Annotated in this window: 26 protein-coding genes; 17 read left to right on the top strand and 9 right to left on the bottom strand. The window is 73.4% G+C overall.

Going from position 1 to position 26,902, the window contains the following annotated elements:
- Window positions 1–152: 152 nt before the first annotated feature.
- The 6 genes from ADL08_RS05320 (at window position 153) to ADL08_RS37050 (ending at window position 7,097) form a co-directional block, all read left to right on the top strand.
- The gene (locus ADL08_RS05320; RefSeq protein ID WP_053640872.1) at window positions 153–1,778 is read left to right on the top strand and encodes a peptide ABC transporter substrate-binding protein; all 1,626 of its coding nucleotides are present in this window, start codon (window positions 153–155) and stop codon (window positions 1,776–1,778) included.
- 112 nt (window positions 1,779–1,890) lie between these two features.
- Window positions 1,891–2,814 (top strand): ABC transporter permease, encoded by a 924-nt coding sequence (locus tag ADL08_RS05325; protein WP_053640873.1) that lies wholly within the window; start codon window positions 1,891–1,893, stop codon window positions 2,812–2,814.
- Window positions 2,807–3,793, top strand: a complete 987-nt coding sequence (locus tag ADL08_RS05330) for an ABC transporter permease (protein ID WP_053640874.1) — start codon at window positions 2,807–2,809, stop codon at window positions 3,791–3,793. The genes ADL08_RS05325 and ADL08_RS05330 overlap by 8 nt, the downstream gene beginning before the upstream one ends.
- 6 nt (window positions 3,794–3,799) lie before the next feature.
- Window positions 3,800–4,783 carry an ABC transporter ATP-binding protein gene (locus ADL08_RS05335; RefSeq protein WP_053640875.1) on the top strand — a complete coding sequence of 328 codons (984 nt, stop codon included), beginning with the start codon at window positions 3,800–3,802 and terminating at the stop codon, window positions 4,781–4,783.
- Window positions 4,776–5,981 carry an ABC transporter ATP-binding protein gene (locus ADL08_RS05340; protein ID WP_078968007.1) on the top strand — a complete coding sequence of 402 codons (1,206 nt, stop codon included), beginning with the start codon at window positions 4,776–4,778 and terminating at the stop codon, window positions 5,979–5,981. Before ADL08_RS05335 ends, ADL08_RS05340 begins: the two co-directional genes overlap by 8 nt.
- A gap of 180 nt (window positions 5,982–6,161) precedes the next feature.
- Window positions 6,162–7,097 carry a hypothetical protein gene (locus ADL08_RS37050; protein ID WP_053640876.1) on the top strand — a complete coding sequence of 312 codons (936 nt, stop codon included), beginning with the start codon at window positions 6,162–6,164 and terminating at the stop codon, window positions 7,095–7,097.
- Window positions 7,098–7,109: 12 nt separating this feature from the next.
- Here ADL08_RS37050 and ADL08_RS05350 read toward each other — a convergent pair whose 3' ends face one another.
- Window positions 7,110–9,305 (bottom strand): S9 family peptidase, encoded by a 2,196-nt coding sequence (locus tag ADL08_RS05350; protein ID WP_053640877.1) that lies wholly within the window; start codon window positions 9,303–9,305, stop codon window positions 7,110–7,112.
- Between the two features lie 192 nt (window positions 9,306–9,497).
- Here ADL08_RS05350 and ADL08_RS05355 point away from each other — a divergent pair, with 192 nt between their 5' ends.
- The 4 genes from ADL08_RS05355 to ADL08_RS05370 all read left to right on the top strand — a co-directional run bounded on the left by ADL08_RS05355 (window position 9,498) and on the right by ADL08_RS05370 (window position 13,554).
- Window positions 9,498–9,692 carry a hypothetical protein gene (locus ADL08_RS05355; protein ID WP_053640878.1) on the top strand — a complete coding sequence of 65 codons (195 nt, stop codon included), beginning with the start codon at window positions 9,498–9,500 and terminating at the stop codon, window positions 9,690–9,692.
- Window positions 9,693–9,759: 67 nt separating this feature from the next.
- Complete coding sequence (gene mshB / locus ADL08_RS05360) at window positions 9,760–10,650, top strand: N-acetyl-1-D-myo-inositol-2-amino-2-deoxy-alpha-D-glucopyranoside deacetylase (RefSeq protein WP_053640879.1); 891 nt, start codon at window positions 9,760–9,762, stop codon at window positions 10,648–10,650.
- Entirely contained in the window at window positions 10,647–11,138 is a 492-nt protein-coding gene (locus ADL08_RS37910; RefSeq protein WP_053640880.1) for a DUF6113 family protein, read from the top strand. The genes mshB and ADL08_RS37910 overlap by 4 nt, the downstream gene beginning before the upstream one ends.
- A 175-nt stretch (window positions 11,139–11,313) precedes the next feature.
- A complete protein-coding gene (locus ADL08_RS05370) occupies window positions 11,314–13,554 on the top strand; it encodes a hypothetical protein (protein ID WP_420709566.1) in 2,241 nt (746 codons plus the stop codon).
- A gap of 80 nt (window positions 13,555–13,634) precedes the next feature.
- Here the strand turns inward: ADL08_RS05370 and ADL08_RS05375 are convergent, their stop codons facing one another.
- Window positions 13,635–14,513: a tetratricopeptide repeat protein gene (locus ADL08_RS05375; RefSeq protein ID WP_053640882.1), complete on the bottom strand. Its 879-nt coding sequence runs from the start codon at window positions 14,511–14,513 to the stop codon at window positions 13,635–13,637.
- Entirely contained in the window at window positions 14,510–15,511 is a 1,002-nt protein-coding gene (locus ADL08_RS05380) for a GNAT family N-acetyltransferase (protein ID WP_053640883.1), read from the bottom strand. The genes ADL08_RS05375 and ADL08_RS05380 overlap by 4 nt, the downstream gene beginning before the upstream one ends.
- A gap of 112 nt (window positions 15,512–15,623) precedes the next feature.
- Between ADL08_RS05380 and fdxA the strand changes: the two genes are divergently transcribed.
- Together fdxA and dapC are read left to right on the top strand one after the other, a co-directional pair.
- On the top strand, window positions 15,624–15,944 hold the full coding sequence (gene fdxA, locus ADL08_RS05385; RefSeq protein WP_053640884.1) for a ferredoxin: 321 nt from the start codon (window positions 15,624–15,626) through the stop codon (window positions 15,942–15,944).
- Window positions 15,945–16,085: 141 nt separating this feature from the next.
- Window positions 16,086–17,183 carry a succinyldiaminopimelate transaminase gene (dapC, locus tag ADL08_RS05390; RefSeq protein ID WP_053640885.1) on the top strand — a complete coding sequence of 366 codons (1,098 nt, stop codon included), beginning with the start codon at window positions 16,086–16,088 and terminating at the stop codon, window positions 17,181–17,183.
- A 160-nt stretch (window positions 17,184–17,343) separates the two neighbouring features.
- Here dapC and ADL08_RS05395 read toward each other — a convergent pair whose 3' ends face one another.
- Together ADL08_RS05395 and ADL08_RS05400 are read right to left on the bottom strand one after the other, a co-directional pair.
- Window positions 17,344–17,751, bottom strand: a complete 408-nt coding sequence (locus ADL08_RS05395; protein WP_053640886.1) for a hypothetical protein — start codon at window positions 17,749–17,751, stop codon at window positions 17,344–17,346.
- Window positions 17,752–18,073: 322 nt separating this feature from the next.
- Window positions 18,074–18,991: a hypothetical protein gene (locus ADL08_RS05400; protein WP_053640887.1), complete on the bottom strand. Its 918-nt coding sequence runs from the start codon at window positions 18,989–18,991 to the stop codon at window positions 18,074–18,076.
- Window positions 18,992–19,020: 29 nt separating this feature from the next.
- Here ADL08_RS05400 and dapE point away from each other — a divergent pair, with 29 nt between their 5' ends.
- Together dapE and ADL08_RS05410 are read left to right on the top strand one after the other, a co-directional pair.
- Window positions 19,021–20,124 (top strand): succinyl-diaminopimelate desuccinylase, encoded by a 1,104-nt coding sequence (dapE, locus tag ADL08_RS05405; protein ID WP_053640888.1) that lies wholly within the window; start codon window positions 19,021–19,023, stop codon window positions 20,122–20,124.
- A 96-nt stretch (window positions 20,125–20,220) separates the two neighbouring features.
- A complete protein-coding gene (locus ADL08_RS05410; RefSeq protein WP_053640889.1) occupies window positions 20,221–20,970 on the top strand; it encodes a TIGR00730 family Rossman fold protein in 750 nt (249 codons plus the stop codon).
- Between the two features lie 47 nt (window positions 20,971–21,017).
- Here the strand turns inward: ADL08_RS05410 and folP are convergent, their stop codons facing one another.
- Window positions 21,018–21,878, bottom strand: a complete 861-nt coding sequence (folP, locus tag ADL08_RS05415; protein WP_053640890.1) for a dihydropteroate synthase — start codon at window positions 21,876–21,878, stop codon at window positions 21,018–21,020.
- A gap of 103 nt (window positions 21,879–21,981) precedes the next feature.
- Between folP and ADL08_RS05420 the strand changes: the two genes are divergently transcribed.
- Window positions 21,982–22,377, top strand: coding sequence for a hypothetical protein (locus ADL08_RS05420; protein WP_053640891.1), 396 nt, complete (start codon window positions 21,982–21,984; stop codon window positions 22,375–22,377).
- The gene (locus ADL08_RS05425) at window positions 22,374–22,976 is read left to right on the top strand and encodes a DNA-3-methyladenine glycosylase I (RefSeq protein WP_053640892.1); all 603 of its coding nucleotides are present in this window, start codon (window positions 22,374–22,376) and stop codon (window positions 22,974–22,976) included. Before ADL08_RS05420 ends, ADL08_RS05425 begins: the two co-directional genes overlap by 4 nt.
- A gap of 10 nt (window positions 22,977–22,986) precedes the next feature.
- Here ADL08_RS05425 and ADL08_RS05430 read toward each other — a convergent pair whose 3' ends face one another.
- The 3 genes from ADL08_RS05430 to ADL08_RS05440 form a co-directional block, all read right to left on the bottom strand.
- Window positions 22,987–24,213, bottom strand: a complete 1,227-nt coding sequence (locus tag ADL08_RS05430) for an FG-GAP-like repeat-containing protein (RefSeq protein ID WP_053640893.1) — start codon at window positions 24,211–24,213, stop codon at window positions 22,987–22,989.
- Between the two features lie 26 nt (window positions 24,214–24,239).
- Entirely contained in the window at window positions 24,240–25,484 is a 1,245-nt protein-coding gene (locus tag ADL08_RS05435; RefSeq protein WP_078968009.1) for an FG-GAP-like repeat-containing protein, read from the bottom strand.
- A 107-nt stretch (window positions 25,485–25,591) separates the two neighbouring features.
- Window positions 25,592–26,395, bottom strand: a complete 804-nt coding sequence (locus ADL08_RS05440; protein WP_053640894.1) for an enoyl-CoA hydratase/isomerase family protein — start codon at window positions 26,393–26,395, stop codon at window positions 25,592–25,594.
- Window positions 26,396–26,706: 311 nt separating this feature from the next.
- Between ADL08_RS05440 and ADL08_RS35125 the strand changes: the two genes are divergently transcribed.
- On the top strand, window positions 26,707–26,874 hold the full coding sequence (locus tag ADL08_RS35125) for a DUF3117 domain-containing protein (RefSeq protein ID WP_009997451.1): 168 nt from the start codon (window positions 26,707–26,709) through the stop codon (window positions 26,872–26,874).
- Window positions 26,875–26,902 lie beyond the last annotated feature (28 nt).

The raw sequence follows: 26,902 nt of genomic DNA on the forward strand, positions 1-26,902 counted from the left end.
CGGCCGGCTCCCGGCGCCCCACGGCGCCGGGAGCCGGCCGTTTTCCGTGCGCCCCCGCCGTCGCACTGATGGGCGCCGACAACATGCAGGCGTGGAGTTACAGGGTGATATTGGGGCTCTCAGTGTGAATCGGTACATACGGGAGGCACTCCATGCGCGGAGCCACGCACGCCAAGTGGGCCGCTCTGGCCACCGCGGTCGCCCTCGCGGCGACCGCCTGCGGCGGCGGTGACAGCGGCGGCGGCGGAGGGGCCGACGGCGTCGTGTCCTCCTCGTGGGGCGACCCGCAGAACCCGCTGGAGCCCGCCAACACCAACGAGGTCCAGGGCGGCAAGGTCCTCTCCATGATCTTCCGGGGGCTCAAGCAGTACGACCCCAAGACCGGCGAGGCCAAGGACATGCTCGCCGAGAAGATCGACACCACCGACTCGACCAACTTCACCGTCACCGTCAAGGACGGCTGGACCTTCTCCAACGGCGAGAAGGTCACCGCCAAGTCCTTCGTCGACGCCTGGAACTACGGCGCCCACCTGAAGAACAACCAGAAGAACGCCTACTTCTTCGGCCAGATCGAGGGCTACGACCAGGTCCACCCCGAGAAGGGCGAGCCCACCGCCGAGACCATGTCCGGCCTCAAGGTCACCGGCGACCGCACCTTCACGGTCAAGCTCACCCAGAAGTTCTCCACCTGGCCCGTCACCCTCGGCTACGCGGCCTTCGCCCCGCTGCCCCGGACCTTCTTCAGCGACCACGCCGGCTGGCTCTCGAAGCCCGTCGGCAACGGCCCGTACACCATCGACTCCTACTCCAAGGGGTCCCAGATGGTCCTGAAGAAGTGGGACGCCTACCCCGGCACCGACAAGGCGCAGAACGGCGGCGTGACCCTCAAGGTCTACACCGACAACAACACCGCCTACACCGACCTCATCGCCGGCAACCTCGACCTCGTCGACGACGTCCCCGCCGCGCAGCTGAAGAACGTCGAGGCCGACCTCGGCGACCGGTACATCAACGTGCCCGCCGGCATCATCCAGACCCTCTCCTTCCCGTTCTACGACGCGAACTGGAACAAGCCCGGCCAGGAGAAGCTCCGCCAGGGCCTGTCGCGGGCGATCGACCGGAAGCAGATCACCGAGACGATCTTCCAGAAGACCCGCACCCCCGCCGTCGACTGGACCTCGCCCGTCCTCGGCGAGGAGGGCGGCTTCAAGGACGTCTGCGGCGACCTCTGCAAGTACGACGCCGCCGAGGCGAAGAAGCTGGTCGCCGAGGGCGGCGGCATCCCCGGCGGCACCATGAAGATCTCGTACAACGCCGACACCGGCAGCCACAAGGAGTGGGTGGACGCGGTCTGCAACTCCATCAACCGCGCCCTCGGCAACGACCGCGCCTGCGTCGGCAACCCCGTCGGCACCTTCGCCGACTACCGCAACCAGGTCACCACGCAGAAGCTCACCGGCCCGTTCCGCGCCGGCTGGCAGATGGACTACCCGCTCATCCAGAACTTCCTCCAGCCGCTGTACTACACCAACGCCTCGTCCAACGACGGCAAGTGGACGAACCCCGAGTTCGACAAGCTGGTGAACCAGGCCAACGCCGAGGCCGACACCGCCAAGGCCGTCGGGATCTTCCAGCAGGCCGAGGAGGTCCTCCGCGACGACATGGGCGCCCTCCCGCTCTGGTACCAGAACGGCAGCGCCGGCTACTCGGAGCGCGTGGGCAACGTGACCCTGAACCCCTTCAGCGTCCCCGTCTACGACCAGATCAAGGTGAACTGACGAGCCGACAGGCCGACGGCGCACGGCCCGGCCCGCGGACCCCCGCGCCGGGCCGTACGCCTTCCCCGCCTCCGAGCCACGTCCCCACCGGAGCCAACCCCCGGAGTCCCTCATGGGTCGATACGTGATCCGGCGACTGCTGCAGATGATCCCGGTCTTCTTCGGCGCCACGCTGCTGATCTTCCTGATGGTGAACGTGATGGGCGACCCCGTCGCCGGACTGTGCGGCGACCGCCAGTGCGACCCGGCGACCGCCGCCCAGCTCAAGAAGGAGTTCGGCCTCGACAAGCCGGTCTGGCAGCAATACCTGACCTACATGGGCAACGTCTTCACCGGGGACTTCGGCACGGCCTTCAACGGCCAGGAGGTCACCGAGCTGATGGCCAACGCCTTCCCGGTCACCATCCGCCTCACCATCGTCGCGATCCTCTTCGAGATCGTCATCGGCATCAGCCTCGGCGTGCTCACCGGCCTCAAGCGCGGCCACCCCGTCGACACCACCGTGCTGCTGCTGACCCTGGTCGTCATCTCCGTCCCGACCTTCGTCACCGGCCTGCTCGTCCAGCTCCTCTTCGGCGTCAAGTGGAAGTGGATCGACCCCTCGGTCTCCTCCGCCGCCACCTTCGACGAACTGATCGTCCCCGGCCTGGTCCTCGCCTCCGTGTCGCTCGCCTACGTCACCCGGCTCACCCGGACCTCGATCGCCGAGAACAAACGCGCCGACTACGTCCGCACCGCCGTCGCCAAGGGCCTGCCCCGCCGCCGGGTCATCACCCGGCACCTGCTGCGCAACAGCCTCATCCCGGTGGTCACCTTCATCGGCACCGACATCGGCGCGCTCATGGGCGGCGCCATCGTCACCGAGCGGATCTTCAACATCCACGGGGTCGGCTACCAGCTCTACCAGGGCATCCTCCGCCAGAACACCCAGACCGTGGTCGGCTTCGTGACCGTCCTCGTCCTGGTCTTCCTGGTGGCCAACCTGCTCGTCGACCTCCTGTACGCCGTCCTTGACCCGAGGATCCGCTATGCCTGAGATGCCCGAGCGCCACGACGAAGGGTCGGCCATCGCCTCGACCGGGGCCGGGGGCGCCACCGACCTCGCGATGTCCGAGGCCGAGACCCTGGAGAAGGCCCCCGGCGGCCCCGACGGCACGGGCCCCGAGAAGAAGGCCCGCTCGCTCTGGTCCGACGCCTGGCACGACCTGCGCCGGAACCCGGTCTTCATCGTCTCCGGCCTGGTCATCGTCTTCCTGGTGGTCATCGCGATCTGGCCGCAGCTCATCGCGAGCGGCAACCCGCTGGACTGCGACCTCTCCAAGGCCCAGGAGGGCTCCCAGCCCGGCCACCCCTTCGGCTTCAACGGCCAGGGCTGCGACGTCTACACCCGCACGGTCTACGGAGCCAGGGCCTCCATCGAGGTCGGCGTCCTCTCCACCCTCGGCGTGACGCTCCTCGGCTCGGTCCTCGGCGGCCTCGCCGGCTTCTACGGCGGCGCCTGGGACGGCTTCCTCTCCCGGATCACCGACATCTTCTTCGCCATCCCCGTCGTCCTCGGCGGCCTGGTCCTCCTCTCCGTCGTCAGCAACAACAGCGTCTGGCCCGTCATCGGCTTCATGGTGCTGCTCGGCTGGCCGCAGATCTCCCGCATCGCCCGCGGCTCCGTCATCACCGCCAAGCAGAACGACTACGTCCAGGCCGCCCGCGCGCTCGGCGCCTCCAACTCCCGGATGCTGCTCCGGCACATCACGCCCAACGCCGTGGCCCCCGTGATCGTCGTCGCCACCATCGCCCTCGGCACGTACATCTCCCTGGAGGCCACGCTCTCCTTCCTCGGCGTCGGCCTCAAGCCCCCCACCGTCTCCTGGGGCATCGACATCTCCGCGGCCTCCCCGTACATCCGCAACGCCCCGCACATGCTGCTCTGGCCGGCCGGCGCGCTGGCCGTCACGGTGCTCGCCTTCATCATGCTCGGCGACGCCGTCCGCGACGCCCTCGACCCCAAGCTGAGGTAGGGATCCATGCTGCTCGAAGTGCGCGACCTGCACGTGGAGTTCCACACCCGGGACGGGGTGGCCAAGGCGGTCAACGGCGTCGACTACTCCGTCGACGCGGGGGAGGCCCTCGCCGTCCTCGGCGAGTCCGGCTCCGGCAAGTCCGTCACCGCCCAGGCCGTCATGGGCATCCTCGACATCCCCCCGGGGAGGATCACCCGGGGGGAGATCCTCTTCCAGGGCCAGGACCTCCTGAAGCTCAAGGAGGACGAGCGGCGCAAGGTCCGGGGCGCCAAGATGGCGATGGTCTTCCAGGACGCGCTGTCCTCCCTCAACCCCGTCCTCAGCGTCGGCGACCAGCTCGGCGAGATGTTCCAGGTCCACAAGGGCATGTCGCGCAAGGACTCCCGGACCAAGGCCGTCGAGCTGATGGACCGGGTCCGCATCCCCGCCGCCAAGGAGCGCGTCGGCCAGTACCCCCACCAGTTCTCCGGCGGCATGCGCCAGCGCATCATGATCGCCATGGCGCTCGCCCTCGAACCCGAGCTGATCATCGCCGACGAGCCCACCACCGCCCTCGACGTCACCGTCCAGGCCCAGGTCATGGACCTCCTCGCCGAGCTCCAGCGCGAACTCAACATGGGCCTCATCCTCATCACCCACGACCTCGGCGTCGTCGCCGACGTGGCCGACAAGATCGCCGTGATGTACGCCGGCCGGATCGTCGAACGGGCCCCCGTCCACGAGATCTACCAGGCCCCCGCCCACCCCTACACCAAGGGCCTCCTCGAATCGATCCCGCGCCTGGACCAGAAGGGCCAGGAGCTGTACGCCATCAAGGGCCTGCCGCCCAACCTGCTGCACATCCCGCCCGGCTGCGCCTTCAACCCGCGCTGCCCGATGGCCCAGGACGTCTGCCGGACCGACGAGCCCCCGCTGTACGAGGTGACCGAGTCCCCGGTGCCGCGCGCCAGCGCCTGCCACTTCTGGAAGGAGTGCCTCCATGGCTGAGACGACCGGGGCGGCAGGGGCGGGCGAGGCGATCCTCGAAGTCCGGGACCTCCACAAGCACTACCCGCTCACCCAGGGCGTCCTCTTCAAGAAGCAGGTCGGCGCCGTCAAGGCCGTCGACGGCGTCGACTTCGACCTCGTCGCCGGCGAGACCCTCGGCATCGTCGGCGAGTCCGGCTGCGGCAAGTCGACCGTCGCGAAGATGCTGGTCAACCTGGAACGGCCCACCTCCGGCACCATCCGCTACAAGGGCGAGGACATCACCAAGCTGTCCGCGCGCGCCCTGAAGGCCGTCCGGCGCAACATCCAGATGGTCTTCCAGGACCCGTACACCTCGCTCAACCCGCGCATGACGGTCGGCGACATCATCGGCGAACCGTACGAGATCCACCCCGAGGTCGCGCCCAAGGGCGACCGGCGCCGCAAGGTCCAGGACCTCCTGGACGTCGTCGGCCTCAACCCCGAGTACATCAACCGCTACCCGCACCAGTTCTCCGGCGGCCAGCGCCAGCGCATCGGCATCGCCCGCGGCCTCGCCCTCCAGCCCGAGGTCATCGTCGCGGACGAACCGGTCTCGGCCCTCGACGTCTCCGTCCAGGCCCAGGTCGTCAACCTGCTGGAACAGCTCCAGTCCGAGTTCTCCCTGTCGTACGTCTTCATCGCCCACGACCTGTCCATCGTGCGGCACATCTCCGACCGGGTCGGCGTCATGTACCTCGGCCGGATCGTCGAGATCGGCACCGACGCGCAGATCTACGACCACCCCACCCACCCCTACACGCAGGCGCTGCTCTCCGCCGTCCCCGTCCCCGACCCCGAGGCGCGCGCCCACCGCGAGCGGATCATCCTCACCGGCGACGTGCCCTCCCCGGCCAACGTCCCCTCCGGCTGCCGCTTCCGCACCCGCTGCTGGAAGGCGCGGGAGCGCTGCGCCCAGGAGGTCCCCCTCCTGGCGGTCCCGGCCGTCTTCCGGCTCACCGACAGCCCGGCCCGCCACGACTCGGCCTGCCACTTCGCGGAGGAGAAGCACGTGGTCGCGGAGGAGCACCGGGCGGTCCTGGAGAAGCCGGACGACACGCCGGGGGACACGGGGGAGGGCGGTGCTCCGGACCTGGAGAAGAAGCCCGGCACCCCGCCCCCGGGCGGCAGCCACCTCCTCCGTCCGGAGGACGGGACCCCGCCCCCCGACGCCCCTTAACACCGGGGCAACCCGCCCGACTCGGCTCCGATATACGGACACGACAGGCTGCACACCGTACGGCCGTGCGGGTGCCGTGGGCCGGCCGGAGCGCACCAGGCGCTCCGGCCGGCCGCCCCCGCCCCTCCGGATATCCGGAACCGCTTGTTTCGGCCGGTCGCGACCGTGAGTATCGAAGCCGTGACTGTGACACGACCGGCACGACTCACCGGCGCCGCCCTCTGCGGCGCACTCGTCCTCGTCACCGCCGTGTGGATCCTCAAGGACCTCGCCGCGCTCGGCTCGCCCACCGACCTCGCGTGGTACTGGGCCGGGGACCGGTCCTTCCTCGCCCGGGGGCGGGCCGCCACCTCCCTGGTCGACCCGGTGCTCCTCGTCGCCTCCGCGGCCACCGCCGTCGCCGCCCTCCGCTCGCGGCACGCCGCCTCCGCGCTCGCCGCCACCGGCGCCGCCACCCTCGCCCTGCGCCTGCCCGGCCTCTGGACGCCCGACGGTGCGGCCCTCGTCACCGCCCTGCTCGAACTGGCCCTCGGCGCCGGTCTCGTCCTCGTCGCCGCCGTCGGCCGCCGCCCGCCGGGCACCCCGTACGAGCCGCTGCCCGGCCGCCCCCGCACCGGCCCCGCCGTCGCCGCCGGGATCCTCCTCGCGGCCGCCGCCCTCACCGCGGCCGGCTGGGAGCTGTACTGGGCCGTCCGGCTGCCCGCGGAGATCACCGTCGACCGGTTCACCGGCGGCCGGTCCGTCGTCCAGGCGGCCCTCGCGCCCCCGCCCGGCTGGCTGGCGGCCGTCCTCGCCGCGCTGTACGCCACGGCCGCCGTCTCCGCCCTCGCGCGGGCCCGCCCCACCCGTGCCCTCGGGCTGCTCGCCGGCGCGTTCCTGACCGCCCGCGGTCTCGCCGGCACCGCCGGGGCCGTCCGGTACGGAATCCTCGAACGGCTCGCGGACCTCCCCGCCGTGCACCGGGCGGACGTCCTCACCTCCGTCCTCGGACTGCTCGCGGGCACCGCCGTCCTCGTCCTCCTGGCCGGGCGCGGCGCCCCCGCCGCCGCGCCCGCCCCGTACCCGCCGGCGGGGGCGCCGCCGCCCCCGCCGCACCCCCGGCCGCCCGGCTGGTGACCCGTCCCGGCCTCAGTCCCGGTCGAGGCCGAGGGACCGCCTCAGGAAGTCCACCTGGAGCAGGAGCAGGTTCTCCGCCACCTGCTCCTGCGGCGTCATGTGCGTGACCCCCGACAGCGGCAGCACCTCGTGCGGCCGGCCCGCCGCGAGCAGCGCGGAGGAGAGCCGCAGCGCGTGCCCCACCACCACGTTGTCGTCCGCGAGCCCGTGCACGACCATCATCGGCCGGACCGGCACCTCCGGCGACGACAGCCCGTCGTCGGTGAGCAGCGACTGGGCCGCGTACACCTCCGGGTCGTCCTGCGGGGTGCCGAGGTACCGCTCCGTGTAGTGCGTGTCGTAGAGCCGCCAGTCCGTCACCGGCGCCCCGACGACGGCCGCGTGGAAGACGTCCGGCCGCCGGAGCACCGCCCTGGCCGCCAGATAGCCGCCGTACGACCAGCCCCGGACCGCCACCCGCCCCAGGTCGAGGGGGAAGCGCCCGGCGAGCGCGTGCAGCGCCTCCACCTGGTCGTCCAGCGTCGGCGTCAGGTCGCGCAGGATCGCCTTCTCCCAGGCGGGGGAGCGGCCCGGCGTGCCGCGCCCGTCCGCCACGACCACCGCGAAGCCCTGGTCGGCGAACCACTGGGACGTCAGGTGCGGATTGTGCGCGGCCACCACCCGCTGCCCGTGCGGGCCGCCGTACGGATCCATCAGGACCGGCAGCGGCCCGTCGCCCTCCGCGTACCCCGAGGGCAGCAGCACCGCGCACGGGATCCGCCGGGCCCCGGCCTCCGTGAGCCGCGCCCGGGCCGAGACCACCGGCCGCTGCGCGTACGAGGCGACCACCGCCACCTGCGCGCCGTCCCGCAGCACCCGCGCCACGCCGCCCGGCTCCTCCGGGCGCGCCGACACCAGGACGGTCACCGCCCCCGCGCGCACCGCGCCGTGCACGCCGACGCCCTCGGAGAGCCGCTCGGCGCCCTCCCCGGTCACCCGGTAGACGTGGACCTCGCCGGTCTCCGGCGCCCGCGCGGACGCGCCCGCCGAGGCCGACACGAGGACGTCGTCGGGGCCGACGTCGAGCACCGCCCGGACGTGCAGCCGCCCGTCGGTCAGCGCCCGGTCCCCGACGGCCAGGACCCGCGCCCCGCCGTCGCCCGTGTCCACGTCCGCGCCCCCGTCCGCGACGTCCGCGATCCGCACCAGCCGCCCGTCCGCGCTCCACGCCGGCGCCCCCGGGAGCAGCTCCAGCCACGCCGGGTCCTCCTCGGCCCGTACGACCGAGGTCGCCCCGCTCGCCGGGTCCACCGCCAGGTGCAGCTGCTCCCGCTGCTCCCGCGTCTGGACGAGCAGCAGCGGCGCCCCGGCCGCCGACCAGTGCACCCGCGCCAGGTACGGGTACCGCTCCCGGTCCCACTCCACCTCCGTGCGGGACCCGTCGAGGCCCACGACGAACAGCCGCACCTCCGCGTTGTCCGTGCCCGCCGCCGGGTACCCCACCCGCCGCGGCTCCCGCTCCGGGTGCGCCGGGTCCGCGATCCACCAGCTCCGCACCGCCCGGTCGTCCACCCGCGCGACGAGCAGCCGGTCCGAGTCCGGGGACCACCAGTGGCCCCGATACCGCCCCATCTCCTCCGAGGCGATGAATTCGGCCAATCCGTAGGAGACGTGCGGACCCTCCGGACCGGCCAGTTCCCGGTCGTCCGCGCCGTCCGAGCCCACCACCCGCAGCGCGCCCTCCGCCACGTACGCCACGAGCCGCCCGTCCGGCGAGGGACGCGGGTCGATCACCGGGCCCGGCACCGGCAGCTCCCGCGCCGTCCCCGCCCGCAGCTCCGCCGCGAACAGCCGCCCCGAGAGGGCGAACGCCGCCAACTCCACGGCCCCGTCCACCGCGTACGCCACGATCCCGGCCGAGCCCTCCCGGCTCCGCTCCCGGCGCGCCCGCTCCTGCGGGGACAACTCCTCCGCCGCGCCCGCGAGCAGCACCTCCGGGTCGGCGGCCACCCGCTCCGCCGGCGCGCCGCCCGGGGGCAGGTCGAGCACCCAGAGCCGGTGCGAACGGTCCGTGCCGGAGGCGGATCTGACGAACACCACGCGCTCCCCGTCGGGGGAGACCGAGAAACCGCGCGGGACCCCCAGGGTGAAACGCTGGGTCCGGGCGTGCTGGCGGGGGAAGGAGAGCCCGGCCGAGGATGTGGCCGGCTGCTGTCGAGACAGGGTCATGAGGCCGAAACTAGCGCTGTGCGCCCCCCTCGTGCCTCCGTCCGCCGATCGATGCGATGGCACGGATAGTTATGATCCGTAGCGCTGGGTGGGTATGCATCCGTCTGGCACATGCTCCTTGCTCCTTGCCCGAACCGCTCCGGACAAACAGACCGAAGAAGTCCGACCGAAGAAGTGTGGAGGTGAACCGCCGTGGCACTCTCGATCTCCGTGGTGGTGCTGCTGGCGATCGTCGTCTTCCTTCTGATCCGGAAATCCGGGTTGAAGGCGGGACATGCGGCGATCTGTGCGCTCCTGGGCTTCTACCTGGCGAGCTCGTCCATCGCCCCGTCCATCAGCACCCTCACGACGAACGTGGCGGGCATGATCGGCGGTCTCAAGTTCTGAGCACCCGCGCGTGACGGGCCTCCTCCCGGTCCGGCCCCGCGGGCCTTCGACCTCGTAGGGTGGGGGCATGTCCGATCTCCCCGCCCGCCGTCTGCTGCTCGTGCACGCGCATCCGGACGACGAGTCGATCAACAACGGCGTCACCATGGCCAGGTACGCGGCCGAGGGCGCCCTCGTCACCCTCGTCACCTGCACGCGCGGCGAGGAGGGCGAGGTCATCCCGCCCGGCCTCGCCCACCTGGCCCCGGACCGGGAGGACCGGCTCGGCCCGCACCGCGTCGGCGAACTCGCGGCCGCGATGGCCGAGCTGGGCGTCACCGACCACCGCTTCCTCGGCGGCCCGGGGCGCTTCCGCGACTCGGGGATGATGGGCGTCGAGCAGAACGGGCGGGACGGCGCCTTCTGGAACACGGACGTCGACACCGCCGCCCCGTACCTCGTCGAGGTGATCCGCGAGACCCGCCCCCAGGTCCTGGTCACCTACGACCCCGACGGCGGCTACGGCCACCCCGACCACGTCCAGGCCCACCGGGTCGCCACCCGCGCCGCCGAACTGGCCGCCGACCCGGCCTTCCGCCCCGATCTCGGCCCGGCCCACACGATCGCCAAGGTCTACTGGAACCGCGTCCCGCGCCCCGTCGTCGAGGCGGGCTTCGCCCGGCTGCGCGCCGAGGGCTCCGCCTTCCCGGCGGTCGCGGACGTCGCCGACGTCCCCGGCGTCGTCGGCGAGGACCGGATCACCGCCGAGATCGCCGCGACCCCGGAGCAGGCGGCCCGCAAGAGCGCCGCGATGGCCGCGCACGCCACCCAAGTCACGGTCGACGGGCCCTTCTTCGCCCTCTCCAACGACCTCGGGCAGCCGCTCCTCACCACCGAGTACTACGAGCTGGTCCGGGGCGTCCCCGGCGCCCCCGAGGGCGAGCGCGAGACGGACCTCTTCGCGGGGGTGACCGCGTGAGCCCCTCGTCCTCCTCCCCGAATTCCTCCCCGAACCCGCCGTCGCGGGGGCGCGCGGCCTCCCCGGGCCGCCCCGCCGCGGGCGGCCCCCCGCCGGCCGGCTCCGCCCGCTCCGGCCCCGCGTCCGACGGCCTCCCCGTCTCCCGCACCGCCCGGTACGTCTGGTACGGCCTCCTGTTCGTCCTCGGCGCCCTCGTCGGGACCGCCGGGGCCCTCGTCCAGGCCGCCTGGCTCCCCGCCGGCCTGCTCCTCGCGCTGCTCGCCACCGGGGGCCTCTTCTACGGCGGGCTGCGCGCCACCGGCACCCAGGTCGGCGTGGCCGCCGCGGGCGGCGGCTGGCTCGTCGCCGTCGTCCTGCTCAGCTTCGGACGCCCGGAGGGCGACGGGGTGTTCGGCGGGGGCGTCGGCGAGCTGCTCTTCCTCTTCGGGGGCATGGGCATCGCTGTGATGTGCACCACGCTGGCCCGGCTGCCGCGTCCACCCCGGTGAGCAGGAGGACTTGAGGTCGGGGACGTCCCGACTTCGGCCGGATTGCCCGTCGTCGGCGGCCCGGGGGTCGGGTGCGTGACGGCGGCGGCCAGTATGGTGGTGCGCGCCGCCGAACCGCCCGGGACACACGAGCATCAGCAAGAGCGGGCGGTGGAGCCAACCGGGAGATCCTGCTTTGAGTCGTGAAACTGGTCGAGAGACTGACAGTCCGTCCTCCGGCGCCCAGGGGCGCGGTGGAGCCGCATACCCCTCGGGTACCCCGCCGTACGGTTCCCGCCAGTATCCGTCGCTCCACCCCTCGCAGGACGCGCCGGAGGAGACCGCCGCGTCCGCGCCGCCGGAGGAGCCCAAGACCGAGACGACCCTGACGACCCGGATCCGGATCAACATCCCGGGTTCGCGTCCGATTCCGCCGGTCGTGGTCCGCAAGACGGTCAACGAGGCGCCCGCCCCCGAGCCCGAGCCGGAGCCCGCCCCCGCCGTGGAGCCGGAGCCCGAGCCGCTGGCGGCCCCGGAGCCGCCGAGGGCCGAGGAGGCCGCTCCGAAGGCGAAGGAGACGAGCGACTGGTTCGCCCCCCGCAAGTCCTCGGCGCCCGCGCCCGCCCCCGCGCCGTCCCCGGCCCCCGCGCCGGGCCCGAAGCGGACGGCTCCCGGCCCGGACGCCCCGGGCACGGGCTTCGCGGGCTCCGCGACCTCGGGCGTCCCGACGGTCGGCGGCACCCCGTCGAGCCGCCCGGTCGCCCAGCCCGGCCCCGTCCCCGGCCCCGTCCCCGGCAACCCGCTCTACGAGACCGGCACGCCCGCGGGCGGGACGCCGGCGTACGACGGGACCCCGGCGGGCGGCACGCCGAGGTACGACGGGACGCCCGCGGGCGGTGTGCCGCGCTACGACGGCACCCCCGCCGGCGGTGTGCCGCAGTACGACGGCACCCCCGCCGGTGGCACGTCCCTGTACGACGGGACCCCGGCCGGCGGCACGCCCGTCCGGCGCGGTCCGGCGGCCCCGACCGGTCCGACCACCGGCCCGGCCAGTGGCATCGCCTCGTTCGGCGGCCCCGGCGGCCCCGGCGGCCCCGGCGGCACGGGCCAGGGCCCCTTCCGGGGACAGGGCCAGGTACCGGGACCCGCTCAGGGCCAGGGACCGGCCCAGGGCCAGGGCGCGGGCGGTCAGGGCGCGGGCTCCCCGTTCCCCGGCGGCGCCCCGCGCATGTCCGACGACACCGCGATCCTGACGCCCCAGCAGCCCGCCCCGGCCTCCGGCCCCGGCCGTGGCCCCGGCCCGGGCGGCCCGGCGGCCGGGGGCGCCGGCCCCGTCTCCGGCGACACGCTCACCAGCGGCATCCCCGTGGTCCCGCCGGCGGCGGCCCGCCCGAACCTCACCCCGAGGATCGAGGAGCGGCCGGCCCCGGCCCCCGCTCCCGCCCCGGCCGCGCGCCAGGCCCCCGCGGCCGGCCGGGCCCCGGCGAAGAAGGGCCGCTCCAAGCTGGTCCTCCTCGGCGCCGGAGTCGTCGGCCTCCTCGGCCTCGCCTACGGCGCGGGACTGCTCCTCAACCAGTCCGACGTCCCCAAGGGCACCACGGTGCTCGGCGTGGACATCGGCGGCGGCACGAAGGAGGAGGGCGTCAACAAGCTGGAGAAGGCGCTCGGCAAGCGCACCCTCGCCCCGCTCCAGCTCTCCGTCGCGGGCAAGAAGGTCCAGCTGCCCCCGGACAAGGCGGGCCTGTCCCTCGACAGCCAGGAGACCGTCCGGGGCGCCGCGGGCAGCGACTACAACCCCGTCTCGGTCATCGGCTCCCTCTTCGGCGGCGAGCGGATCGCCAAGCCGGTCTTCCCGGTCGACGACGAGAAGCTCGCCGTCGCCCTGACCGACCTGGCGGGCACCTCCGGCTCCGCGACCGAGGGCACGATCCTCTTCGCGCCGAACAAGGTGACCCCGGTCGCGGGCAGGCCCGGCAAGGGCCTGGACGTCCGGCGCGCGATGTTCTCGGTCAAGGACGCCTTCCGCGCCCAGGTCGAGACGGGGCAGACCAGGCTGGTCGAGCTGCCGGTCACGTCCCGCCGGCCGTCGGTCACCCAGGCCGAGCTGGACCGGGCCCTGAAGGAGTTCGCGGAGCCCGCGATGTCCGACCGGATCACGATCAGGGCGGGCGGCAAGGAGATCCAGTTCGGTCCGGCGCGGTCGCTGCCGCAGATCCTCTCCATGAAGGCCGTCGACGGCCGCCTGGTCGAGGTCTACGACAAGAAGGCCATCGAGCGGCTCCTGGACGGCGCCTTCGACGGCGTCATGATCACCAAGGGCGACGGCAGCAAGCACGAGGTCTCCGCCGACGACGTGGCCTTCGTGATGCGCGACGCGCTCCTCGGCAAGACGCCCGCCGAGCGCACGAAGACGATCGACCTGTCCGGCCAGGGCTGACGGGCCCGGACACGAACGGCCGTGGGGGCGAGTGGTGGACCACTCGCCCCCACGGCCGTTCCCGGCCCCGCCGGCGCCCGCTAGTTCAGCCGGGCCCGCGCCGCCAGCGCCCGCCGCCGGATCGTGGTCGCCGCCTCCGGGTCCACCGCGTCCATCACCTGCGCGTACGCCTCCATCTCCACCGCGCCCGTCAGGAAGTCCCCGCGCCGCACCAGCAGCTCGGCGCGCTCGTAGCGGAGCCTCGCCGGGTGGGAGGGGAGGAGCAGGGCGAGCTCCACCGCCCACAGGGCGACGCCGGAGCGCTCGGGGCGGGGGGCCGCCCAGGCGCGGATGTTGTTGAGGACGCGCAGCACGATCGCGCCGGGCTCGGCCGGCCGGAGCATCGAGCGGTCGAGCGCCTCGCCGGTCGCGCTCGTCACCAGGAGTTCGGCGTCCGTGCCCGTCATGGCCCGCCCGCCCGCGAACGGGTCCGCGAGGTCCAGGTCGGCCGGGTCGCCGAAGCCGACGACGAAGTGGCCGGGCAGCCCGAGACCGTACACGGGCGCCCCGGCCCGGCGGGCGACCTCCATCCACACGACCGAGAGCAGGATCGGCAGCCCCCGGCGGCGCCGGAGCACCTCGTGGAGCAGCGAGGACTCCAGGCGCTGGTAGTCGGCGGGCACGCCCTCGAACCCCTCGCGGCGGCCGAGGAGCGCGGCGAGCGCGGCGGCCCAGTCGCCGGTGCGGCGGGTCGTGTACGGGACGAGCCCGGCGAGCCGGTCGAGTTCGATCTCGGCCCCGTCGAGGTCGTGCCGGGTGACGGAGGGGTCGGCCACCGCCCCGATGAGCAGACAGAGCCGCGCGAGGTCGGGCCGCTCGGCCCGTGCCTCCTCCGCGAACTCCCGACGCCAGTCGGGCGGCCCGGGGGCCTCGTCCGCCGGTTCGCCGGCCGGGTCGCCGAGGGGGTCCTCCTCCGTCACGACTCCGCCCGCCGGTAGTGGTGGTAGTGGTGGTGGGACGCGAAGCCCATCCCGTCGTACAGCGCCCGCGCGCCGTCGTTGTCGGCCTCCACCTGGAGCCAGGCCGCCGACGCGCCCTCGTCCAGGGCCCGGCGGGCGAGCGCGGTCATCACGGACGTGGCCAGGCCCCGGCGCCGCCGCGCCGGGTCGACCTCGACGGCCATGAAGCCGGCCCAGCGTCCGTCGACCACGCAGCGGCCGATGGCCGCCGGCGCCTCCTCCGGGCCCGCCACGGACGCGAACCACACGCTCGGGCCGGAGGCGAGGACCGCCCGCACCGCCGGGCCCGGCTCCCCGAAGCGCCGGTAGCGGCGCAGCCACGCCTCGTCGACCGTGCGGGAGAGGCGGACGGCGGAGACGTCGGCGTCCAGGTCCCCGATCGGGGCGAGCGCCGCGATCCGCACCTCTGCGGACACCTCGCGCCGCCAGCCGAGCCGCTCCAGCTCGGCGCAGAGCAGCTCCTGGGTGCCCTCGGCGCCGGTCGCGGCCTGGACGTACGCGGGCAGCTTCCGGTCCGCGTACCACTCCCGCACGCGCGGCAGCGCCTCGGCGACCGGGAGCCCCGGATCACCGAGCGGCAGCACGGAGTTGGCCCGCCGGGTGAATCCGTCGGAGGCCCGCAGCGTCCACCCCCCGAGCGCCTCGCTCTCGACCGGCTGCCACGCGCGCGCGGTGGCCCGCGCCAGCTCCGGGAAGGTGGCCGAAGGGCCGCGCCGGCGGGCCGGTGCGGCGGGCACGACCTTGCCCGCGACCAGTGAGGATTCCGCGATCCGGACGGCCTCGCCGCTCCTTCGTGTGATCAGCAGCACGCCCCCGTCCCATGATGTGAGAACTCCGACCGCGTCGGTGAACATGCCGCCCGCCTCGCCCGAGTCGGTCACGTACCGAACGGAGACACGTTTTCCCACGTCAGCGCTGGTGACACGGATCTCAAGGCGTCCACCGCCGGTGAATTCCACTGCTTCTCCACCCCTCCTGTTCGGATCGCCCCCGAGAACGGAGATACTAGGTGCGGGCATCGACGACGCCGCGCTCCCGCGCAGACCAGCCCTATCGAGGAGGAACGACAGCGTGACCTACGTCATCGCGCAGCCTTGTGTCGACGTCAAGGACAAGGCGTGCATCGAGGAGTGCCCCGTCGACTGCATCTACGAGGGCAAGAGGTCCTTGTACATCCACCCGGACGAATGCGTCGACTGCGGGGCCTGTGAGCCGGTTTGCCCGGTCGAGGCGATCTTCTACGAGGACGACACCCCGGAGGAGTGGAAGGACTACTACAAGGCGAACGTCGAGTTCTTCGACGAGCTCGGTTCGCCCGGTGGTGCCTCCAAGCTCGGCGAGATCGAGCGCGACCACCCCTTCGTCGCCGCCCTGCCGCCGCAGAACGGCTGATCGACCGCATCCGGTCCCGTACGGCGTCGACCGCCGTGCGGGACCGACGCGTTTCCCGAGACGACCGGTCCGGGACAGCCGGTCCGAGACCACCAGTCCGTACGGGCCCGCACGAGCCCCTACGAGGAAGTGAGCCAACCCGTGAGCGCAGTCTCCTCGCGCCTCCCCGTCTTCCCCTGGGACAGGCTGGAGCCGTACAAGAAGACGGCCCTGGCGCACCCGGACGGGATCGTGGACCTGTCCGTCGGCACGCCCGTCGACCCGGTCCCCGCGCTGATCCAGGAGGCCCTGGTGGCGGCGGCGGACTCGCCGGGCTATCCGACGGTGTGGGGGACCCCGGCGCTGCGGGACGCGCTCACCGGCTGGTGCGAGCGGCGCCTCGGCGCGGTCGGGTTCGCCCACGAGAACGTCCTCCCGGTGGTCGGCTCCAAGGAGCTGGTGGCCTGGCTGCCGACCCAGCTGGGGCTCGGCGCGGGGGACGCGGTCGCCTACCCGCGCCTCGCGTACCCGACGTACGAGGTCGGCGCGCGGCTCTGCGGCGCGACCCCCGTCGTCTACGACGACCCGGTCGCCGACCTCGACCCGGCCGCGGTGAGGCTGCTCTGGCTCAACTCCCCGTCCAACCCGACCGGGAAGGTCCTCCCGAAGGAGGAGCTGACCCGGATCGTGGCCTGGGCGCGCGAGCACGGCGTCCTGGTCTTCTCCGACGAGTGCTACCTGGAGCTGGGCTGGGAGGCCGACCCGGTCTCCGTGCTGCACCCTGACGTCAACGGCGGTTCGTACGAGGGGATCGTCGCCGTCCACTCGCTCTCCAAGCGCTCCAACCTGGCCGGTTACCGGGCGGCGTTCGCCGCGGGCGACCCGGCCGTGCTCGGGGAGCTGCTCCAGATCCGCAAGCACGGCGGCATGATGACCGCGGCCCCGGTGCAGGCGGCGACGGTCGCGGCGCTCGGCGACGACGCGCACGTGGCCGAGCAGCGCGCGCGGTACGCGGCCCGGCGGGCGGCGCTGCGGGCGGCCCTGGAGGCGCACGGCTTCCGGATCGAGCACAGCGAGGCGAGCCTGTACCTGTGGGCGACCCGGGACGAGCCGTGCTGGGAGACCGTGGCGCACCTGGCGGAGAAGGGGATCCTGGTGGCGCCGGGCGACTTCTACGGCGAGGCCGGGGAGCGCTTCGTGCGGGTGGCGTTCACGGCGACCGACGAGCGGGTCGAGGCGGCCGTCAAGCGCCTGGGCTGACACCCGGACGCACGAAGGCCCGGACGCGGACGAAGACCCGGGGCACACGGAAGGGCCCGGGGCACACGGAAGGGCCCGGGGCACACGGAAGGGCCGGGGCACACGGAAGGGCCCGGGGAGCGCGACGCTCCCCGGGCCCTTCCGGCGTTCCGCGCGGAGGTCAGCCGCCGAGGGGCAGGCCGCCCAGCGTCTGGCCGGTCGGCAGCCCGCCGAGGCCGCCGCCCAGGGCGCCGCCGGTCGGGCCCTCGGCGCTCTCGGCGGCCGCGCCGGCGGTCTTGCCGACGACCTGGCCCGCGGTGCTGCCGGCGGCGTCGCCGGCGACCTTCTGGGCGACCGGGGCGGCGGTCTCGCCGGCCTGGCCGACGACGCTCGTGGTGGACCGCGAGGCGCCGTCGACGGTGCCGCCCGCCTCGGCGACGTCCAGGGCGGTCAGGCTGCCCAGGGCGCCGGTCGGCGCGAGGCTGTGGTCGAGGGCGCTCGCGGAGCCGGCCGCACCGACCACGGGGGCTGCTCCGGCCGCGAGGAGGAGGGCGGCGCGGGCGATCCGGCGGGTCAGGGGGAGGGACATGGTGCTCCTTCGACGAGGTGCGACGTGTGCGTTCGGACGCAGTGACAACCGGCTCCGGGGAGGGAGAGGTTGCGGAGGTCGAAGGTAAAGAATTGGCAATGCGCCGTAGGGGCGGGCGGGGAGGAAAATGGACGAAGGCGTCATCGCGCGGGCACCTGGCGAACCGTCACTTCCCTTGCCCTGCAAGGGAATTGGGGGTCGGAAATGGTGGCCGGGAAACGCGCTCCGAAGGCGCGCCGAATTCCCCGTCTCCCGGACCGGGGCCGTGCCACGGGCGAGTGAGGGAGGGAACGGCCGTACGGGAGGTTCCGGCGGGTTCCGGCTACCGCGCCAGCCGTATGCGGACGGATTCGCCGCCCGCCGCCGGGGTGCCCGAGGGCTTCGACCAGCCGCCGAGGGCCTCGCCCGCGCGCCAGACCCGGTCCCGGTAGGAGACCTCCGCGATGCGCAGCGACCCCGCCCGCGCCACCGCCCACTGCGCCAGCTCCCAGCCGCGCCGCTCGTCCGCCACCGGCCGCACCGGCACCACGAGCACCGTCGGCTCCGCCGCCGACCGGCCCGCGCTCGGACCGCCGGTCACCGCCGTCGGGGCCGCCTTCTCGCCGAAGGCCCGTATCAGCTCCGCGCGCACCTTCCGCGGATCGCCCGGCCGGCCCTCCTCCGGGTTCGCCGTGCAGGAGAGCCCGGCCGGCGTCCGGCCCGTCAGGGCGGCGGCGAGCAGCGCGGCGTCCGGCTCGTGCTTCGCGTACGCCTGCGGGAAGCCGCTCTTCTGCACCTTCTGCGCCGCCACCGTCAGCGGCAGCCGCGAGTACCCCGGGACCTTCTCCAGGCCCGCGTAGAACCTCCCCGCCGAGTACACCGGGTCCATGATCTGCGCCGGCGTCCCCCAGCCCATCGAGGGACGCTGCTGGAAGAGGCCGAGCGAATCCCGGTCGCCGTGCGCGATGTTCCGCAGCGCCGACTCCTGGAGCGCCGTCGCGAGCGCGATCGTCACCGCCCGCTCCGGCAGCCCCCGGGTGGTGCCCACGGCCGAGATCGTCGCCGCGTTGGACGCCTGCTCCGGAGTGAACTCGTACCGGTGGTCGCCACTGCCCACACTGCACCGGGGGGTGCCCCTGCTGCCGGTCATCTGGTGGAGGCCGACGTACGAGGCAAGGCCGAGGAGCACGGCGAGGGCGGCCGCGGAACGGGCGAGGCGGCCGCGGCGGGCGGGGCGGTTGGGCTCGGACACGGGGCCCACCGTACTGGAGGCCGGGTTAGGGTCGGCATATGGCTGACATCACCCCGCCCGACGCCCCCCTCGACCTCTCCCGGGACGGGGCCGCGCTCACCGCCGCCCTCGTCGACTTCCCGTCCGTCAGCGGGACCGAGCGGCCCCTCGCGGACGCGATCGAGCGGGCCCTGCGCGCCCTGCCGCACCTCACCGTCGACCGGTACGGCAACAACGTCGTCGCCCGCACGACGCTCGGCCGCGGGGAGCGGGTCGTCCTCGCCGGCCACATCGACACCGTGCCGATCGCCGACAACGTGCCCTCCCGGCTCGACGAGGACGGCGTCCTGTGGGGCTGCGGCACCTCCGACATGAAGTCCGGCGTCGCCGTCCAGCTCCGGATCGCCGCCACCGTCCCCGAGCCCAACCGCGACCTCACCTTCGTCTTCTACGACAACGAGGAGGTCGCCGCCGACCTCAACGGCCTCGGGAAGATCGCCGCCGCGCACCCCGACTGGCTGGAGGGCGACTTCGCCGTCCTCCTCGAACCCTCCGACGGCCAGGTCGAGGGCGGCTGCCAGGGCACCCTGCGCGTCATCCTGCACACCGCGGGCGAGCGCGCCCACTCCGCCCGCTCCTGGATGGGCTCCAACGCCGTCCACGCCGCCGCCCCGATCCTCGCCCGCCTCGCCGCGTACGAGCCGCGCAAGCCGGTCATCGACGGCCTGGAGTACCACGAGGGCCTCAACGCCGTGGCGATCGAGGGCGGCGTCGCCACCAACGTCATCCCCGACGCCTGCACCGTCACCGTCAACTACCGGTACGCGCCCGACCGCTCCCCGGCCGAGGCCCTGGCCCACGTCCGCGAGGTCTTCGCCGACTGCGACATCGCCGACCTGGTCGTCGACGACGAGAGCCCCGGCGCCCTGCCCGGCCTCTCCCACCCCGCCGCGGAGGCCTTCATGAAGGCCGTCGGCGGCAGCGCGCACCCCAAGTTCGGCTGGACCGACGTCTCCCGCTTCAGCGCCCTCGGCGTGCCCGCCGTCAACTACGGGCCCGGCGATCCCACGTACGCGCACAAGCGGGACGAGCACGTCGTCGTCGAGCGGATCCACCACTGCGAGGCACGCCTCCGCGACTGGCTGACTGCCCGACTTCCGTAATTTCGCGTTTCGTCACCTGTGTCGTCCTACCCTGACCGGACCAGAAGATCAGTTGGCGGTCCACGGCGGACCGCCGATCGGCGGAGGGAGCAGGCCATGGGCATTCCCGAGGGAGTGGCGAAGCCCGAGGAGCAGCGTCAGGGCCCGGTGCTCAGGCGCAGGGACCAGGTCCAGCCGGGCACGGCGGACCAGCGGCTGCTCGACACCGAGGGCGACTCGGAGTGGGTGCACACCGACCCCTGGCGGGTCATGCGCATCCAGTCCGAGTTCGTCGAGGGCTTCGGCGCCCTCGCCGAACTGCCGAGCGCGATCAGCGTCTTCGGCTCGGCCCGCACCAAGCCGGACTCGCCCGAGTACGAGGCGGGCGTACGGCTCGGCCGGGCGCTCGTCGAGGCGGGCTTCGCGGTCATCACGGGCGGCGGCCCCGGCGCCATGGAGGCGGCCAACAAGGGGGCCAGCGAGGCCGAGGGGGTCTCGGTGGGCCTCGGCATCGAGCTGCCCTTCGAGCAGGGGTTGAACCAGTACGTCGATATCGGTGTGAATTTTCGGTACTTTTTCGCCAGGAAAATGATGTTCGTCAAATACGCCCAGGGATTCGTCGTCCTGCCCGGCGGCCTCGGCACCCTCGACGAGCTCTTCGAGGCGCTCACCCTGGTGCAGACCCGCAAGGTCACCCGCTTCCCGATCGTCCTCTTCGGCACGGAGTACTGGAAGGGCCTCGTCGACTGGCTGCGCGACGCGGTCGTCGCGGGCGGCAAGGCCGCGGAGCAGGACCTGCTGCTCTTCCACGTCACGGACGACGTGGAAGAGGCGGTGGCGCTGGTGACGAAGGAGACGGGCAAGTAGGAGCCCGGGGCGGGGGCGCCGGGTCCAAGCGCCCCCGCCCCGCCGCGCTACGCCAGTCCGCGCCGCGCCACCGCCGGCGGCCGGTGGCCCGCGATGGACGCCACCATGTCCAGGACCTGCCTGGTCTCCGCGACCTCGTGCACCCGGTACACCCGCGCCCCCAGCCACGCGGACACCGCCGTCGTCGCCAGGGTGCCGAGCAGCCGCTCCTGCACCGGGCGGTCCAGCGTCTCGCCCACGAAGTCCTTGTTCGACAGGGACACCAGCACCGGCCAGCCCGTCTCCGCCATCTCGCCGAGCCGCCGGGTCGCCTCCAGGCTGTGCCGGGTGTTCTTCCCGAAGTCGTGGCCCGGGTCGATCATGATCCCGTCCCGGCGCACCCCCAGCGCCGCCGCCCGCTCCGCGAGCCCCACGGTCACCCGCAGGACGTCGGCCATCACGTCCTCGTACGCGACCCGGTGCGGCCGGGTCCGCGGCTCCGCGCCGCCCGCGTGCGTGCAGACGAGCCCCGCCCCGTACTTCCCCGCCACCTCCGCGAGCCGGGGGTCGACCCCGCCCCACGCGTCGTTCAGGACGTCCGCGCCGGCCTCGCAGACCGCCTCGCCGACGTCCGCCCGCCAGGTGTCCACGCTGATCACCACGTCCGGGTGGCGCCTGCGGACCTCGGCGACGAAACCGACCGTGCGCCGCGCCTCCTCCTCGGCCGTCACCTCCTCGCCGGGGCCCGCCTTCACCCCGCCGATGTCGACGATCGCCGCCCCCTCGGCCACGGCCCGCTCGACCCGGGCGAGCGCCGGCTCGTCCAGGAAGGTCGCACCCCGGTCGTAGAAGGAGTCCGGGGTCCGGTTCACGATCGCCATGATCACCGGCTCGTGCGGACCGAATTCACGCCGTCCCAAGCGCAGCATCCCTTTTGTCCTCCCTCGCATCCGTTCGCCTGCGACCCTAACCGTCGGTGACGCATGGCACGATCGGCACCGGACGGTTTCCACTCCGGGAAGAGGCGCGCAGGTGTTCTGGTTTCTGCTCATCACGATGGTCGTGGTCGTGGCCGCGGTGACCCTGGCCGTGGTCGGCGGCGGCGACAGCGAGGTGCTGCCCGACGTGGCGCCCGAGCAGCTCGTCGACCCCCTGCCGGTCAGCCGGCCGGTCGACCGCGCCGACGTCGAGGCGCTCCGCCTCCCCGTCGCCGCCCGGGGCTACCGCATGGCGGACGTGGACGACGTCCTGGTCCGCCTCGGCGCGGAGCTCGCCGAGCGGGACGCCCGGATCGCCGAGCTGGAGGAGGCGCTCACGGGCGCGGGCGACGGCCCCGGTTTCGGCCCGGGTCCCGCCGCCGGCCCCGGGTTCGGCCCCGCCGCCGGCCCCGGGTCCGCCTCCGGCGGCGCGGAGGACGACCGCTCGTGACGGCCGGCGGGACGGCCGTCGGCCCGGACGGCCTCGCGCGCTGTCCCTGGGGCCTGTCGGCCGAGGACTACGTGGCGTACCACGACGAGGAGTGGGGCCGCCCGGTCCACGGCGACGACGCCCTCTTCGAGCGGCTCTGTCTGGAGGCCTTCCAGTCGGGCCTGTCCTGGATCACGATCCTGCGCCGCCGCGAGGGCTTCCGGCGGGCGTTCGCCGGCTTCGGCATCGCCGCCGTCGCCGCCTTCGGCGACGAGGACCGCGAGCGGCTCCTCCTGGACGCGGGCATCATCCGCAACCGGGCCAAGATCGACGCCACCCTCGCCAACGCGAAGCTGCTCGCCGGCTGGGAGCCGGGCGAACTCGACGCCCTGATCTGGTCCCACGCCCCCGACCCGGCGACCCGCCCGGCCCCGCGCACGCTCGCCGACGTCCCGGCGGTCACCGACGGGTCCACGGCCCTGTCCAAGGCCCTCAAGAAGCGCGGCGTCCGCTTCGTCGGCCCGACCACGGCCTACGCCCTGATGCAGGCGTGCGGCCTGGTCGACGACCACCTCGCGGACTGCGTGGCCCGGGGCGGCAACGAGGCCCCGGACCACTGAGCCCGGTGGGCTAGAAGACGTGGACCCGCTCGGCGCTGTCCCAGCCCATGTCCGCCTGCGGACCGCCGATGCCGCCGCGGCCGTTGCCGGCGTAGACGTACAGCTGCTGCCAGTTGATCGGCCGCATCACGTCCGACCTGCCGTCGCCGGTCACGTCGCCGACGGAGAGGACGGGCGCGTCCGACGGCCAGGCGTACGGCAGCTTGGCGCGGGCGCCGAACGCGCCCTTGCCGTTGCCCGGGTAGAGCCAGAGCCCGCGCGAGCCGTCCCGCGCGAGGAGGTCGGACCTGCCGTCGCCGTTCATGTCGCCGGGCGCCACGAGCTGGTTCATGGCGTTCCAGCCGGCGCCGACCTTCTTGCGGGCGCCGAACCGGCCCTTGCCGGTGCCGGGGTAGGTCCAGAGCACGCCCGCCGTGTCGCGCGCGACGAGGTCGCGGCGGCCGTCACCGGTGACGTCGCCGACCGCCTCGATCTCCTTCATGGTGTTCCAGCCGGCGCCGATCTTCACGCGGGGCTTGAAGGACGCCTTGCCGGTGCCGGGGTAGAACCACAGGACGCCGGCCTTGTCGCGGGCGAAGACGTCCTCGTTGCGGTCCCCGTTGTAGTCGCCGTGCCGGACGATCTGGGTCATGGTGTTCCAGCCGCCGCCGATCAGCACGGCCTTGGGCGGGACGTCCCAGCGGGCGCTGTAGCCGTGCAGGTACCACAGCCGGCCGTCGTCGGCCCGCTCCAGGAGGTCGGGCCGGGAGTCGTTGTTCAGGTCGCCGAACTGCGCGGCGGCGGGGAGGCCGGCGGGTCGCTTCTGCTGCGGCCACCAGTCCATCCACGCGACGCCCGAGTTGGCCTCCCAGTGGGTGGTGGCCACGCGGATGGAGCTGATCCGGTTGTCGAGCTGCCCCATGACGGAGCCGTCGAAGTCGACCCCGCCGTTGTGCGGGCTGACGACGAGGGAGTCGTTTCCGCCGTGGTTGCGGTCGCTGCTGAGGACGGCGTGCAGACCGGAGTGGTTGACCAGCGAGGAGATCTTGTTGTCCCAGGTCCCCAGGGAGGCCTGGCTGGACGTGATGATCTTCATCTCGCCCTTGTAGTGCAGGTACTGGAAGACGCACAGCTTGCCCGAGGGGCAGCGCTCCTCGCCCGCGGCGGCGGGGGGAGCGGCGGTCATCAGCGTCGCGAGGGAGGCGGCCGTGGTCACGGCCGCGGCCAGGGCACGGCGGCCCCGGACGGTGCGGATCATGCGCGGGAATCCGTTCGGGAGGAGGGTCAGAAGACGAAGTGCGTGGAACGGACCTGGGCGAGGTCGCGGGGCGCCTGGAGGCGCCCGTCGGCGGTGCCGGGGTAGACGGTGAGGCGGAAGTGGCCCTCCCCGACGTAGGACCCCCAGGCGTGGGCGACCAGGTCGGGGCGGCCGTCGCCGGTCACGTCGCCGAGGCCGGCGAGCTCCTTGTGGCCGTTCCAGCCGCCGGTGCCGATGAGCTTGCGGGCGCCGAACCAGCCCTTGCCGTTGCCGGGGTAGAGCCAGAGCCTGCCCGCCGTGTCGCGGGCGACCAGGTCGGCCTTCTTGTCGGAGTTCATGTCCCCGGCGCCGACGAGCTCGTTGAACGCCTTCCAGCCGCCGCCGACCTTCTTGCGGGCGCCGAACGCTCCCTTGCCGTTGCCCGGGTACGTCCACAGGATCCCGGCGGAGTCGGTGGCGAGCAGGTCGCCCCTGCCGTCGCCGGTCAGGTCGCCGGCCGCGGCCAGGTCGTTCATGGTGTTCCAGCCGGCGCCGATCCTGACGCGGGGCTTGAAGGACCCCTTGCCGTTGCCGGGGTAGAACCACAGGACGCCGGCCCTGTCGCGGGCGAAGACGTCCTCGTTGCGGTCACCGTCGTAGTCCCCGTGGCGGACCAGCTTGGTCATGGCGTCCCAGCCGCCGCCGACCAGCAGGGGCCGGTGGGGGCTGTCGTAGCTGGGGGTCGTCCACAGCTGGCCGACCATGTTGCGGCCGAGGACGTCGGCGTAGCCGTCGCGGTCGACGTCGCCGAACGCGCCGTGCGCGGGAAGCGTCGCGGGCCGGGGCTTGACGGTGTCCCACAGCATCGGGAAGCGGCTCTCGCTGCCGCAGAAGTCGTCGGCCTCGGGGCCGACGTCCACGGAGCTGACCGCCCGGTCGAGCTCCGGGGAGGCGGTCTCGTCGAAGGACGCCGAGGTGTAGAAGTGCGTGGACCCCTCGGGGTCGAGCCCGGCCTTCGGGTAGAAGCACACCGCGTCGGCGGGCCCCGAGAGCTTGTTGACGAAGGACCGGATGCGGTTGTCCCAGGACCCGAGCGAGGCCATCGGCCTGCGGATGACCAGCATGTCGCCCTGGTACAGCGGCTTGCTGAAGCCGCAGACGCTGCCCTGCGGGCAACGGTCCCAGCCGTCGGCCGCCCGAGCGGGCGAGGACAGGGCGGTGGCGGACAGGCCCAGGGCCACGCCTGCCGTGAGCGCGCCGCGAAGAAGGCGCGCGGAAGAACGGGAACGCACGGAACCCCCCAGGTATGTGCGTACGAATGGTGAGCGGATCCTATAGCTCCGCCCACCGTCCGGACGCGGGGGTCCCTTTCCCGCTCGGTCCCTGGTCAGACGCCTGTTCAGCGGCCCAGGTACACCGGCTTCTCCTTGGCGACGAAGGCGCGGACCGCGATGGTGTGGTCCTCCGACGCGCCCGCCAGGCTCTGGAGCTCCTCCTCCTTGCCGAGGGCCTCGGAGAGCGAGTGGTCGGCGCCGTACGCGAGGGACTCCTTCAGGGCCGCGTACGCCACCGTCGGGCCCTCCGCGAGCTTCCGGGCCGTCTTCTCGGCCTCGGCGGCCAGATCGGCGGCCGGGACCAGACGGTTCGCGATCCCCAGCTCGTACGCCTCCTGGGCACCGATCGAGCGCGGGAAGAGCAGCAGGTCGGAGGCGCGGCTCGCGCCGATCAGGCGCGGCAGCGTCCAGGACACGCCCGAGTCGGCGGTGAGCGCCACGCCCGCGAAGGAGGTGTTGAAGGAGGCCGTCTCCGCGACCACCCGGTAGTCCGCCGCGAGGGCGAAGCCGAAGCCGGCCCCGGCCGCCACGCCGTTCACGCCCGCGACCACCGGCTTCCGCATGCCGGCGAACGCCCTGACGATCGGGTTGTAGTGGTCGCGGACCGTGTTCATGGTGTCGCGCGTGCCGGACTCCTGGTCCGCCAGGAGCAGCCCCACGTGCTCCTTCAGGTCCTGCCCGACGCAGAACGCCCGGTCCCCGGCCGCCGTGAGCAGCACCGCCCGTACGGCGGGGTCCGACGCGGCCGTCTCCGCCGCGTCCCGGAGGGCGACCTTGGTCGCCACGTCCAGCGCGTTCATGGCCTCGGGCCGGTTGAGCGTGATGGTGGCGAGCCCGTCGCTCACCTCGTACAGCACCGTGTCGGCCATGGGTTTCCTCCGCCTCGTCGCGTGGTTGACCAGCACAGCATGGCGGAGATCACCCCCGTCGGACATGTGAGCTGCGTCAAAGAACCAGGGGGTCCGGCCGGACGCCGGGCGGCGAAGTATCGCAGGCCGACCGCCGAAATGTGGGGTTATGAGAGAGCGCGTTGCGCAAGCGATGCCAATCGATGTTGGTCATCGGGTCCTGCCATGCGGGATAATGACCTGGAAGCAATGTGTTCGAAGCCGGTGACGCGTGCTCCGCATCAAGGAGCTGCCCGGTTGTCGATGGGCTGGTTTCAGGAAGGGGAACAAGCATGGCGGCCATGAAGCCGCGGACGGGTGACGGCCCGCTCGAGGTGACCAAGGAGGGGCGGGGCATCGTCATGCGCGTTCCGCTCGAAGGCGGCGGTCGGCTCGTCGTCGAGCTGACCCCGGACGAGGCCGAGGCGCTGGGCGACGCACTCAAGAAGGTCGTCGGCTGACCCTCTCTCCATGATTTCCACCGCTGCC

The sequence above is a fragment of the Streptomyces sp. NRRL F-6492 genome (genome assembly GCF_001280125.1).
GTDB lineage: Bacteria > Actinomycetota > Actinomycetes > Streptomycetales > Streptomycetaceae > Streptomyces.

Bases quoted from the DNA above. Each gene is read 5' to 3' on its own strand.
- ADL08_RS05320 (WP_053640872.1), top strand. From the start codon at position 153: ATGCGCGGAGCCACGCACGCCAAGTGGGCCGCTCTGGCCACCGCGGTC.
- ADL08_RS05325 (WP_053640873.1), top strand. From the start codon at position 1,891: ATGGGTCGATACGTGATCCGGCGACTGCTGCAGATGATCCCGGTCTTC.
- ADL08_RS05330 (WP_053640874.1), top strand. From the start codon at position 2,807: ATGCCTGAGATGCCCGAGCGCCACGACGAAGGGTCGGCCATCGCCTCG.
- ADL08_RS05335 (WP_053640875.1), top strand. From the start codon at position 3,800: ATGCTGCTCGAAGTGCGCGACCTGCACGTGGAGTTCCACACCCGGGAC.
- ADL08_RS05340 (WP_078968007.1), top strand. From the start codon at position 4,776: ATGGCTGAGACGACCGGGGCGGCAGGGGCGGGCGAGGCGATCCTCGAA.
- ADL08_RS05350 (WP_053640877.1), bottom strand. From the start codon at position 9,305: ATGACCCTGTCTCGACAGCAGCCGGCCACATCCTCGGCCGGGCTCTCC.
- mshB (WP_053640879.1), top strand. From the start codon at position 9,760: ATGTCCGATCTCCCCGCCCGCCGTCTGCTGCTCGTGCACGCGCATCCG.
- ADL08_RS05395 (WP_053640886.1), bottom strand. From the start codon at position 17,751: ATGTCCCTCCCCCTGACCCGCCGGATCGCCCGCGCCGCCCTCCTCCTC.
- dapE (WP_053640888.1), top strand. From the start codon at position 19,021: ATGGCTGACATCACCCCGCCCGACGCCCCCCTCGACCTCTCCCGGGAC.
- ADL08_RS05410 (WP_053640889.1), top strand. From the start codon at position 20,221: ATGGGCATTCCCGAGGGAGTGGCGAAGCCCGAGGAGCAGCGTCAGGGC.
- folP (WP_053640890.1), bottom strand. From the start codon at position 21,878: ATGCTGCGCTTGGGACGGCGTGAATTCGGTCCGCACGAGCCGGTGATC.
- ADL08_RS05430 (WP_053640893.1), bottom strand. From the start codon at position 24,213: ATGATCCGCACCGTCCGGGGCCGCCGTGCCCTGGCCGCGGCCGTGACC.
- ADL08_RS05440 (WP_053640894.1), bottom strand. From the start codon at position 26,395: ATGGCCGACACGGTGCTGTACGAGGTGAGCGACGGGCTCGCCACCATC.
- ADL08_RS35125 (WP_009997451.1), top strand. From the start codon at position 26,707: ATGGCGGCCATGAAGCCGCGGACGGGTGACGGCCCGCTCGAGGTGACC.